Annotated in this window: 14 protein-coding genes; 2 read left to right on the top strand and 12 right to left on the bottom strand. The window is 32.6% G+C overall.

All coding sequences use genetic code 11. The features are described 5' to 3' along the window. Positions 1–186: 186 nt before the first annotated feature. Positions 187–516, bottom strand: coding sequence for an ArsR/SmtB family transcription factor (locus MKY69_RS10070; protein WP_003108890.1), 330 nt, complete (start codon positions 514–516; stop codon positions 187–189). A 15-nt stretch (positions 517–531) separates the two neighbouring features. Continuing rightward, positions 532–1,146, bottom strand: coding sequence for a CadD family cadmium resistance transporter (locus MKY69_RS10065; protein WP_003107889.1), 615 nt, complete (start codon positions 1,144–1,146; stop codon positions 532–534). A 336-nt stretch (positions 1,147–1,482) separates the two neighbouring features. On the opposite strand from MKY69_RS10065, the gene MKY69_RS10060 reads away from it, so the two are divergent. Beyond that, positions 1,483–2,442 carry an IS30-like element IS1062 family transposase gene (locus MKY69_RS10060; protein WP_002360751.1) on the top strand — a complete coding sequence of 320 codons (960 nt, stop codon included), beginning with the start codon at positions 1,483–1,485 and terminating at the stop codon, positions 2,440–2,442. A 330-nt stretch (positions 2,443–2,772) separates the two neighbouring features. Here the strand turns inward: MKY69_RS10060 and MKY69_RS10055 are convergent, their stop codons facing one another. Next, positions 2,773–3,159: an ArpU family phage packaging/lysis transcriptional regulator gene (locus tag MKY69_RS10055; RefSeq protein WP_071519011.1), complete on the bottom strand. Its 387-nt coding sequence runs from the start codon at positions 3,157–3,159 to the stop codon at positions 2,773–2,775. A 243-nt stretch (positions 3,160–3,402) separates the two neighbouring features. Between MKY69_RS10055 and MKY69_RS10050 the strand changes: the two genes are divergently transcribed. Next, a complete protein-coding gene (locus tag MKY69_RS10050) occupies positions 3,403–3,954 on the top strand; it encodes a hypothetical protein (protein WP_340791783.1) in 552 nt (183 codons plus the stop codon). Between the two features lie 956 nt (positions 3,955–4,910). On the opposite strand, the gene MKY69_RS10045 is transcribed toward MKY69_RS10050, so the two are convergent. The 9 genes from MKY69_RS10045 to MKY69_RS10005 form a co-directional block, all read right to left on the bottom strand. Beyond that, positions 4,911–5,204: a hypothetical protein gene (locus MKY69_RS10045; RefSeq protein WP_340791781.1), complete on the bottom strand. Its 294-nt coding sequence runs from the start codon at positions 5,202–5,204 to the stop codon at positions 4,911–4,913. A 14-nt stretch (positions 5,205–5,218) separates the two neighbouring features. After that, complete coding sequence (locus MKY69_RS10040; protein ID WP_340791779.1) at positions 5,219–5,860, bottom strand: hypothetical protein; 642 nt, start codon at positions 5,858–5,860, stop codon at positions 5,219–5,221. Between the two features lie 97 nt (positions 5,861–5,957). Further along, positions 5,958–6,095, bottom strand: a complete 138-nt coding sequence (locus tag MKY69_RS10035) for a hypothetical protein (RefSeq protein WP_340791777.1) — start codon at positions 6,093–6,095, stop codon at positions 5,958–5,960. Positions 6,096–6,494: 399 nt separating this feature from the next. Then, on the bottom strand, positions 6,495–6,710 hold the full coding sequence (locus tag MKY69_RS10030; protein ID WP_003107878.1) for a hypothetical protein: 216 nt from the start codon (positions 6,708–6,710) through the stop codon (positions 6,495–6,497). Then, positions 6,700–7,014 carry a hypothetical protein gene (locus MKY69_RS10025; protein WP_340791773.1) on the bottom strand — a complete coding sequence of 105 codons (315 nt, stop codon included), beginning with the start codon at positions 7,012–7,014 and terminating at the stop codon, positions 6,700–6,702. Before MKY69_RS10025 ends, MKY69_RS10030 begins: the two co-directional genes overlap by 11 nt. A 284-nt stretch (positions 7,015–7,298) precedes the next feature. Beyond that, positions 7,299–8,858, bottom strand: a complete 1,560-nt coding sequence (locus MKY69_RS10020) for a phage resistance protein (protein ID WP_099567773.1) — start codon at positions 8,856–8,858, stop codon at positions 7,299–7,301. 142 nt (positions 8,859–9,000) lie between these two features. Next, positions 9,001–9,525, bottom strand: coding sequence for a hypothetical protein (locus tag MKY69_RS10015; protein ID WP_013794508.1), 525 nt, complete (start codon positions 9,523–9,525; stop codon positions 9,001–9,003). 3 nt (positions 9,526–9,528) lie between these two features. Further along, positions 9,529–9,801, bottom strand: coding sequence for a hypothetical protein (locus MKY69_RS10010; RefSeq protein WP_099567772.1), 273 nt, complete (start codon positions 9,799–9,801; stop codon positions 9,529–9,531). Positions 9,802–10,042: 241 nt separating this feature from the next. Then, a complete protein-coding gene (locus MKY69_RS10005; protein ID WP_340791768.1) occupies positions 10,043–10,327 on the bottom strand; it encodes a hypothetical protein in 285 nt (94 codons plus the stop codon). Between the last annotated feature and the right edge of the window lie 172 nt (positions 10,328–10,499).

Genomic DNA, 10,499 nt, shown 5'->3' with positions numbered 1-10,499 from the left:
GCATTTAAACAGTGTAAATTTACAGTAAACTTCATTGATATATAAGCGTTTGTGATGATTTGGTTTACAGTTAGATGAAAATAAAACAAAATCAAAACTATATAAAAAGTCACTAAAAATGAGTTCAGCAGGCAAGAAATGGCACCTTAAGTGGTGCTTATTTTTTCAAAAAAATTCAATTCATTCTTATGAGAAAAAATCTTTTATTTCATCATCTTTTATAAAATAGTAAACCATTTTACCGTCTTTGGAAAAATCTAAAACATCTTGTTTATATAACTTTCGTAAATGATGTGACGCTGAAGCTATACTAATATTTAGAAGAAAGGCTACATCACAAACACAAAGTTTTTCTTCTTTTATTAGTGATAGTATTATTTTTACTTTCTTTTCATCACTTATTTTTGAAAGTATTCTCAAATATCTTTTAGAAGAATCCATTTCAAAATAATCTAACACTCTGTTAACTTTTTCTTCTTCGATTACAATATTTTCGCAAATTAATTCTTTAGTCATTAGTGATTTCCTTTTTTAAAATAGGGTTTTAAATAATTCAATGGAGTTATTTTCAATTAGAATGAATATACCTAAAACAATATATACTATTGAAATAAACCACCTACTATTTTTTTCCAAGAATTCTCCGATTTTTGGTAAGTTAACTATTTTTTGTGCCGAATAAACCAGCAAGAAAATCATAACAAAGAAAGTAATTAAGGTTACAATTAGTTTTTGAAAATTTAAAGTTATGAAATAAGGAACAAACAACCCAATATTATCAGCTCCACAACTTACTGCTGTGATCATAGCTAAAGTATAAACGATATTGATCTTTTTAGGCTGTTCTAGGCGTTCATTTGCCAATTCCTCGCCACCCTCTTCGCCACCTAAAAGTACTTTTAGCCCAAAAAAAATTGGAACTAAACCTAATAAGCCTAAAAGTTCTTTATTGGGTACAAAATGGAGAAGATATGCGAAAATCATGCTTAAAAAAATTAGAAATCCAGATCCAAGAAATTGTCCTAAATAAATTTGTCTAATTTCATCTTTCTTTTTTAGCTTAGCAAAAAATATCATTAAAATAATTAATAAATCAACTGCAGTTCCTGTATAAAGAATTATTCCAGTAATTATTGTATTTATCATTTTTACCTCATTCAAATTTATTTTTGAATATATTGTATTATTAATTCTATAAAATGTCAATTCTAAATGAGAGGTATTTTTTATCCCCTTACGTGTAAGAGAAATATTTTTTCTTTAGACGACCCTCTCCAGCGGTTTCAAGGATTATTATTTTACCTATTATTTTAAAGTGGGGATATCGATTATTAAATCCTAACAAGTCTAAGAACGTGGATATAAAGCTATTCAGCGAGTATTTTGTTACGCCGATTGTAAAATTAAGCTAGACAAATAAAAAAGTCATTTGTGCTACACTCAAGATAGTTCCCGCAAAAGAATTATAAGGAGTGAAGACAAATGACCTATACCCATCTTACATCAAATGAACTTGCAATGATAGAGGCGTATTATAATAATCATCAATCTGTAGCTAAAACCGCAGTACTATTGAATAGATCTAGACAAACGATTCATAAAGTTTACCAATTTTTCAAAACAGGGCACAATGCTCTAGATTATTTCAATCAATACAAGAAGAATAAAACTCGCTGTGGCAGACGTCCTATTGTCTTATCAGATGAACAAACAGAATATATTCAAAAGAGGGTTGTTCAAGGTTGGACACCTGATGTGATTGTTGGCCGTGCAGAGTTTTCTATTTCTTGTTCTATGCGTACACTTTATCGTATGTTTAAACAAGGCGTATTTGAAGTGACTCACCTACCTATGAAAGGAAAACGTAAAGCCAACGGACACAAAGAAACTCGGGGAAAACAATCTTTTCGTCGATCACTTCGTGACAGAGGAAATGATTATTCTAAATTCAATCAAGAATTTGGCCACCTTGAAGGGGATACTATTGTGGGTAAAAAGCACAAAAGTGCTGTTATTACCCTCGTTGAGCGATTATCTAAAGTAATCATCACTCTTCAGCCAGAAGGCAGACGAGCTATAGATATTGAAAATCGTTTGAACCAATGGATGCAATCTGTACCTAAGCATCTATTCAAATCAATGACTTTTGATTGTGGAAAGGAATTTTCAAATTGGAAATCAATCAGTAATATAAATGATATTGATATCTATTTTGCAGATCCTGGTACACCATCACAAAGAGGGTTAAATGAAAACTCTAATGGTTTATTACGTAAAGATGGTTTACCAAAGCAAATGGATTTCAACGAAGTTGATGAATCTTTTATCCAATCTATTGCATCGAAAAGAAATAATATCCCTCGAAAATCATTAAACTATAAAACACCAATAGAAGTATTCTTGAGTCACATATGCAAAGAGGAATTGTCTAACTTAATTTGACAATTAATATATGTAAAATAAACTTTGAATTTATTAAATCTATTATGTGATTTTTAGTTATTTAGCTTAGCCATTGCTTGCTTATGTACTTTAAAAAACTTTGCTCCTAGATAGTCCAATCTCTTGGCTTACCTCATCCCAAGTCATATCCTCGCTATATCTAAGTAGCATAACCTTAATTTGCTCATTGTCCTTTAGATTATATATCTTGTCAATGGTTGCGTTCTTTTCAGCTATAAGCTCATTAGAAATGAAAAAATAATGAAAAGATTATCCCTCTTTAGTGCTGACATTGCCATTCTAAGCTAAGGTAAAGTATTTAAGTGATTACTAATTATCCATCAAACAAGACTCCCTATAATGCTTTGAAAATTCTTCAAGTGCTTGTTTCTTCTTTGGATAATACCACGATTCAGATTTTTTCATCATGGAATAGATGTCGTAATTTTTTAGCTTGTCTGAAATCAGATAGTTCAGGATCAGTATTTGCCTAAGTGCTCTTACACTAATGCAGTTAATAGCGTGCATGATTGCGTTGAGTTCCTCTAGTGCACACTCACGATTAATAGAAAGCTTATTCCTGCGCTTATATGGGGGATTTGAGTTGCAATTCAATTCTAAAATGAAATTGCTATCATATTTTATTTCAAATCTACCACTTATGTTTTGCCATTTTCTAAATTCATTTAACTTTCTGACTGCATTTACACTATTCATCATGTCTCCTTATGGTATAATATAGTTACGAACTAATACCAATGGCGCTCTTTCGTGGGGCGCTTTTTTAATATACAAAAACCACCACCAAAAGTTAATGGTTTTTTACATTTTGTAGGCAACTTTTAAAACTTGTTTTTTATTTAATACAACTAATTAGTATAGCCTTTTAAATAATAAAGTAGTAAAATATATTCATAGTTAAAACAAAATCAATAAATAATAAAACCAAAGGTACTCATAATGAAAAAGAAATCACTTATAATTTTATCTTCACTAATCTTATTGACTGCATGTTCTAATGGGAACAAAAATACTACAGATAAAAATTTTAGTAGTAAAGATAAAATTGCTAAAACTTCTAAGAGTTCTTCAAGTGTAGAAAAATCAAGTTCAAGTTCTTCTGAAAGTGCCTCTAGTTCTGATAAGTCAAGCGCTCAAACGAGTAGTACAGAATCATCTACACAAACAGGCACTACTCCATCATCCGCTGATCCGGCGGTTGCTCAACCAGCATTAACAAATCAGCCATATCCTAGTGAATTGTGGCCATCTGTACAAAACCCCGAAATGATGAAACAATATCGTGATGGATTTTATGTCTCTCCAGCTTGGGTAAGTCCAAATGAAGTAATTGCACAATATACAAATGGGAATGAAACAGAACAAGTATTAGTTGATGGGGATGATTCTAGAGCATTTTTGTCATGGATAAGACAAGTAGCACCAACCGGCCATACGGATAACGGGCTTGTTTCAAATTATAACTATTGGGTAGAAAATGTTAGAGAATAGTAAACGCAAAAAGCAAGCATTGAGTGCCTGCTTTTTTTTAATAAACTTGAACTTTGCTAGTTTCAAAAGCAAAGCGACTTTTAATTAAAGTCTTGATAGTTTATATTACTTAAAAGAACTGTGCTTCAAATCGCCCTATTTTCTCGATGAAATCAGGAAATAAAACGAAAGCGATCTAAGTCACTCTCTAAATTTATACAATACCTCTTTTTCGGCCAAAAGAGTTCAAGGATGTGCCTTCATAAACCTCAATTGTTTATTATGTACTCATTTTTCATTTTTTTCTGCATTACAATCTCTATTTAATTTTTTGAACTCTTCAAATTTTGAATAGGTTACACTAACCTAGACAGAAATTATAAAGTGTTTACAGATAACAAAGGAAGTAGTATACTTTCAGAAAAAAGAAGTTTCAGTTTCTCTCTATTTCTCACTCCAAAACAACTTAGGAAAGCTGTAACTACCCCAATTTTTTTCCGTGTGGTTATCCATGCGGCTTTTTTGCTATCCTTTGGGGTAGGTTATCGATTGTAAAAGTCTCACAAAAGCCTTTATTATAGGCTTTTATATTTTTTTGAAAACTTCAAAAAGGGAATTTTTTGCACAAAAGAGGGCGCGTTCTTTTGTTTAAACTTAATCATAGCCCCGTTAAAATAAGACGGGGGTACTCTGGTATTATCGTATGTAACGCTCATTTAAAAACTGGTTAAATAGTAGCCAAACTAATACTATTGTATTATTTATATGATACAAAACAATTCTGATTATTTCCGATATACAAGCTTCAATCATTTCAATAGAATAAGATTACTGTTCACACACTGTGAGACGTTCTCACTTGCGTTCTAAGACACTTCAATAGTTAATGTGATAACTTATATTACTAACAACAAACATCTTTCATATCGTTAATAAGATAACTAAAAAGAGAATGACCGAAGTCACTCCCTTGATAGTTAAATGATATTGTTTGAGTAATAGTTCACAGCTTCTTTGACTTCGTCATCTGTTAGCTTTGAGTTGGCAATTGCTTCAGGTTTCTTTAGAAGATATGGATTAGTTATCCTATCGAATACTTCGGTTAAGTCCATGCTACTTGCATACTCTATGGTTAAGCCTGCCTTGTTATCCATGTAGTTAATGTTAAACACTGGGTCCACATATGTACCTATCATATAGCCATCAAGTGCAGTTCTCAATTGCTTTGTTACTTCAGCATTATTAGTGGTAACTGTGTATTTTCGTTTCATGTTATCCCTCTTTCTTACTTCATTAATTTACTTAATAATCCACTCTTTGGCTTTTTACATTTAACAGCTTCACGTTTTCGCAATGCTTCTTCATATAATCCAAGTAGCTGATTTGGGACGCGTAGCTCTTTATCATCTGACTTATAGAACCTAATATAATTTGTTTCAGGTGTACGATAGCCAAGTTGTCCGACAATTTTATTATCTGAGATTTCTCTATCTAATTCATAGAAACCTGTGGCTACAATTTCTTTTTTTAGTTGGTCTAGTTTTTCTTTCAATCTTACGTTATGTTCAACTGCCAGATTAATAAGCTTTTCCTTTGTCTCATTGTATTCTTGCCCTAGCCTCTGGGCTTCTTTGTCGTTGTTCAATTGTTCGGAAAAGTAGATGCCTATTAATGAGGGAATAGCGTTAAAACTGGAAACCAATTCTTGATAAGCTTCCATAGCATTCTCAGTTTCTTGTATTTCTAATTTAGCAATTTCTTTTTGAAGTCTAAGAACCTTACTTTTTTTCCCTGGGCTGTCTTCTTTGTTGTTTAATTCATCCAATTCATTTTGTAATTTTTTTATTTGAAAAGTGTAAATAGAATAATCTTCATGTTCTTTTTTCACTTTTTCGATTTGTTGTTTGATTTCTTTAATTTCTACCATACTTTGTTTCTCCAATTCTTTTGTTTGTTTTTTATTATTCTTGTTCTGAAAACTAATTTAGACTTTCGTATTTCTCTAGTTAACTATGTAATCAAAATCATTTACGGCGCTTTCTAATTCGCTTGAAGCGGGTTACCCGTTCTTGCTTTTTCTTTTTCTCAAATGTCTCAGATTTATTTTTTGTAATTACTGATTTGTTATCTCTATAAATTTGGATACTCTTATGTTTACTCATGATTTCATCCTTAAGAACACAAGTTCTTCAATTTGTTTATTGCACTCAGTTAGTAACTTCATTTGCATTTTACTTTCTATATTAACGTTTAAATGCAACCCTACCAGTTGGCTCACGTTTTACCTCGTGATAGGGTTACTAGCTTCCCACTGTACTTGCTTATTAGATCGATGGCATCACTCCTTTCAATTTATGGAGCTTACCTTGATTCTTGGTAAGTAATAAAAGCAGTGTACCTGATGCAATCCATTGGAGAACTTACGAGCATCATGTGGAAGTCCACCGACACAAAGTCCTTGTTAGCAATGAAGTTATTGACCGTCTCATCTAATTTGATATTGTCATCGTAACTAGCTAAGAGTGTAGTGAATATTTTTGTCTTAACTTGCATCTAGTACCTCAATATTTTCTACCAATGAGGCTGCTATTGAAGTAGTCCTTTTCTTCATAAACTACTGTTAGTGTGCTTCTAGGTGCTAAGCAGTCAGAACTACCTCCAGACGCTGAGCTTGAAATAATATCTAATACTCTAACTAATTGAATAAACTGATTTACCTTAGTATCAAATTCTTCTGGTGATTCATTATTGTATTGATAAAATGTTTTAATTTTCATGTTTGCCACCTGCTAGGGCTAAAGTCCCATTTTCTAACATTCCAACAATAGCATCTAAACACTGACTAGCATTTTCAAGAGAAGCTCCTAAGTCGTCTTGATTCATGTTCTCAAATTCCATTGAGACATATTCAGCAAGTGTATTACTTTCGTTAATCCAATTGATAACATCTTGGGTATCATCTTCTAAACACTCTGCTTCATATTGAGCTTGGATTTCATCATCTGTTTCTTCAAAGTCAAAATCATCTTCTTCATCGAGGATAATTACAACTGGTTCAATTTTTTCTTCTAAGTTTTTCATGTTTTTTTCTCCTAATTTTCCTTTATGGTAACTTGTGGTAACTTTCATACCTAGTTACCGCTTTGTTCTTACTCTCCCAAGGGGTTTAACCGAACGGTAACTTGGTAACTATCAAAAACACATACTAGAGAGCAATACTATTTATATTTATCTAGAAGTTCAACCCCTTAATTTGATAGTTACCTAGTTACCTTTTAGTATTTTTAGCTTAAAACGGTTGATTTTATAGCATTCTAACGGTAACTTTCAAACATCATTACTTAGTTACTTTGATAGTTACCAAGTTACTCAAATTGACTTACAATATTGTTAAATCGTTCTTTATTTACAATTTTATAAGCTTGTCTTGGTTCTCCATCTATTTTTTTCTTGTATGCTCCAACACCAATTTCTGAAATTGCTTTGCCAAAAAGGTTGGTGGTTTTGTAAGTCTTTTGTATGTCGATAGCTATATCATCGTTTCTCAAAATATAATCAGTTTTTTGAAGTAATTGTACAAGTTGCAGTTGAACTGGATCTAGTTCAAACTCATTGATAAGCTCAACTTCACGCCAGACATATTGATAGTTTTCTTTTTGGAATAACTCCATAGCGTTTAACAGAAATCCGATGCATCCATAAATTAATGGTTCCTTATCATCATCTGTGAATGCCTCCCAAAATGGTCTAAAAATATCTTCCCTTTGGATATCCGTCTCGCCGTCTGGTCTATCTCTGAACTGAATCAGCACTTTACGTCCATTCATTTCATCAGACAAAGCAACGGTTCGGTTTGTGTCAACGCATAGAACTGCGGTAAGATTTACTTTAGAAATATTCTGCCCAATCCCTCGGGTAACATGACTTTTTTCAGTTGCTATGATTTTAAGGACACGTTCCAACTTTAATCCTTGAATATCACCCTGCTCTGTTGCTAGTGCCATCTCTCCACCTGAGAACAATGACCAGCCTTGCATAGCTTCAAAACTGCCACCAGTTAGGACATCTAATTCAACTGGTACACATTCAAATAACGCTTGTAATGCAATATGTCTTAAACCTTTACCAGTCCTTACCTTTGATTTTGAAACAAAGAAATTGGTTTTTGCTCTAACTCCAGATGCAACTTGCATCATATACCACGTTTGAAGTGTAGCATTGAAATAACTATTGTCATCATTGGTAACCATCTTTAAAAATCTATCTGCAATTTCTTTTGATGGTTCAACATCAGATTTACTGACATTCAATCTCTTGAAATAGCACACTTTATTATCTGCCATCTGATCAATGATGCATGAGTTCTTGACATCAATCAGAAAGTCATTACAAGCAATAATGTAGCGTTCCATCTGCTTAACTGGCTTTATATTAAACTCATCATGGATGCCAAGCAATAACTCTCTAGCATGGTCAATACCTTTCAAGTCATATCTCAATTGAAGCCTGTAGTCATCTAATTCAGAAATTGATTCTTGACTGATATCAAAAATCTTTCCATCAACAATAGCAAAGCATCCAATGATATAATCTGCTATCAATTTAAGCAATGGAGGATGGCTAACTTTGGTTGATACAAATTCTTTTATTTTAGTTTTCTTGTTTTCTTGAAGATAGCCAAAAGCGAACTCATAAGTTTTCAATCCATTTGTTGTTATGTAGGATATATCACTATCAGCAATTGCGCCAGTAAATTCAGCCTCTTTGATTGGGACTCTGTAATCTTGGTCAAGTGGTTGTAAGTAGCTGATGCTACGCCGATATTCTGCCTTATAGGAGGATGTTCCATACTTCGTTGTTCCCCACCTATTGGATCTAAAAATTTTATAAATTATTTGTTTGATGTCATAGTACTCATTTCCCAACTAGTATCCTCCTTGTCTATAATTTTTAAATATACTTCGGTATTCTGGGACAGTTTCCTTAGTCTGTTCTCTCTCCATCTCACTTCCGATTATTCCAATATCTGGTACTAATTCATCTAGTGCATCCAAAACACTTATGCTTTTATTCCCCAATTCCATACATCTGATTCATCCTCTCTAAAAATAATGCTAATAATTCTTTGTTTGGTATCGTTAAATTAGTAAATAGTTGGACAACTTCCTCATAAGAATAACCACAGATGAAGAACAGTTTTACAAAATTAATAACATCGCTTGGCTCTCTAATTCCATATGCTATCCAATTAAAAACGAGTCCATCAATGACAATTCCAGAACCAACCCTTGACTTGGCTAATATTTTAGTTTCAATTTGATTTAATGCTTCTACTAACTCTCTTTTAGCAGCAGAAACTTTAAATGGCCTGATTTGTTCCCAACCATCTGCAATCAATTTTTCAATCTGATCATGTTCTGTTATCTCAAGTTTCACTCCTTTATAGGAATAATTGACTAATTCGACATTAGGAGGTTTCCAATAGGTCAACATTAAATGGTTATCTTTTTGTAGCAATCGTGTTGGGTTGTCTTTCAAGAATGAGAAAGCTGGCAGTACTTCAGCATTTATTTGTAAGTTAATCATCTGCATATGCTAACCCTCCACGCCAAGAAAAGAGAGTATGTCAGTAACTTTATAAAATTTAGTTCTTGAATCCTCTAAAGGTGGCTGATAGACTTTCAGTCCAAGTCTCTCAAATTTTTCAATGGTGGGAGTTGAAATCCCTAATTCTTCTTTGAGTTGCTTTCTAGTTATCAAACCTAATAATCTAGGTTCAGGCTTTTGTAAATTATCGACTGCATTATTTACGATAGATGCAATTTGAATCTTCAAGTCTTGCTCTGTTTCGTTGCTAAATAAGTTCATATACTGCACCTCCTAATGATGCTCAATTTGTAAATATGCGCCTTGACGGCTTGCAATTATAGTTTGTCTCAATTCTTCATTAGCCTTGATTAAGTCAGCACATGCTTTCTCGTTGTCGTCACAAGCTTTATTGAAGTCCTGTACAAAGTCTATGGTTTGTTTGGATAATATCATTACCAATAAGATAACTGCGCTTATAATGAAGAATATGGCGGTTTGAGAGGGTGTTAGATTCAATTCATTAATCATTTTTAAGTACCTTTAATTCTTTTTCATTGTCAGCATTTAAAAGATAACAAGCAATTTCATCTAGCTTTTTTGAAATGTTTTCGTTTAATGTGTAATTAGTAGTAAAGAATTGTCTAGCTATCCATTGAAAAGTTAAGTCGTCTTTACGTTCAGCAAACTCTAGTCCTTGTATGGCAATGTTAACCATATCTATCTGTTGCATGATTTCATTTAATTCAGCACCTAGCTTGGTTAGGTCTTTTGTAGTTAATAACACTTCATTTTTTTCTTGTTTCATTTTAATTTCTCCATTTTTGTATTGTAGTAACCAGTTATGAGATACTGGCAAACTCCCGTTGTAGCTTGACTTTGTGTGATATATATAGTACAATTACTATATAAATAAAATTACTAACGCCCTTAATTTTCGCTTGCCTGCAAAATTTTGTGCTTAGTGTTCTGTGATTAAA

Source organism: Streptococcus sp. FSL R7-0212 (assembly GCF_038007985.1).
Taxonomy (GTDB): Bacteria; Bacillota; Bacilli; order Lactobacillales; family Streptococcaceae; genus Streptococcus; species Streptococcus parauberis.
The sequence above is the reverse complement of the archived record's forward strand: the minus strand, read 5'-3'. Positions and strand labels throughout refer to the sequence as shown.

What these genes read in the sequence shown, in the direction of transcription:
- MKY69_RS10060 (WP_002360751.1), top strand. Translation starts at nt 1,483, where the DNA reads ATGACCTATACCCATCTTACATCAAATGAACTTGCAATGATAGAGGCG.
- MKY69_RS10070 (WP_003108890.1), bottom strand. Translation starts at nt 516, where the DNA reads ATGACTAAAGAATTAATTTGCGAAAATATTGTAATCGAAGAAGAAAAA.
- MKY69_RS10035 (WP_340791777.1), bottom strand. Translation starts at nt 6,095, where the DNA reads ATGAGTAAACATAAGAGTATCCAAATTTATAGAGATAACAAATCAGTA.
- MKY69_RS10045 (WP_340791781.1), bottom strand. Translation starts at nt 5,204, where the DNA reads ATGAAACGAAAATACACAGTTACCACTAATAATGCTGAAGTAACAAAG.
- MKY69_RS10055 (WP_071519011.1), bottom strand. Translation starts at nt 3,159, where the DNA reads ATGAATAGTGTAAATGCAGTCAGAAAGTTAAATGAATTTAGAAAATGG.
- MKY69_RS10005 (WP_340791768.1), bottom strand. Translation starts at nt 10,327, where the DNA reads ATGAAACAAGAAAAAAATGAAGTGTTATTAACTACAAAAGACCTAACC.
- MKY69_RS10010 (WP_099567772.1), bottom strand. Translation starts at nt 9,801, where the DNA reads ATGAACTTATTTAGCAACGAAACAGAGCAAGACTTGAAGATTCAAATT.
- MKY69_RS10015 (WP_013794508.1), bottom strand. Translation starts at nt 9,525, where the DNA reads ATGCAGATGATTAACTTACAAATAAATGCTGAAGTACTGCCAGCTTTC.
- MKY69_RS10030 (WP_003107878.1), bottom strand. Translation starts at nt 6,710, where the DNA reads ATGAAAATTAAAACATTTTATCAATACAATAATGAATCACCAGAAGAA.
- MKY69_RS10040 (WP_340791779.1), bottom strand. Translation starts at nt 5,860, where the DNA reads ATGGTAGAAATTAAAGAAATCAAACAACAAATCGAAAAAGTGAAAAAA.
- MKY69_RS10050 (WP_340791783.1), top strand. Translation starts at nt 3,403, where the DNA reads ATGAAAAAGAAATCACTTATAATTTTATCTTCACTAATCTTATTGACT.
- MKY69_RS10025 (WP_340791773.1), bottom strand. Translation starts at nt 7,014, where the DNA reads ATGAAAAACTTAGAAGAAAAAATTGAACCAGTTGTAATTATCCTCGAT.
- MKY69_RS10065 (WP_003107889.1), bottom strand. Translation starts at nt 1,146, where the DNA reads ATGATAAATACAATAATTACTGGAATAATTCTTTATACAGGAACTGCA.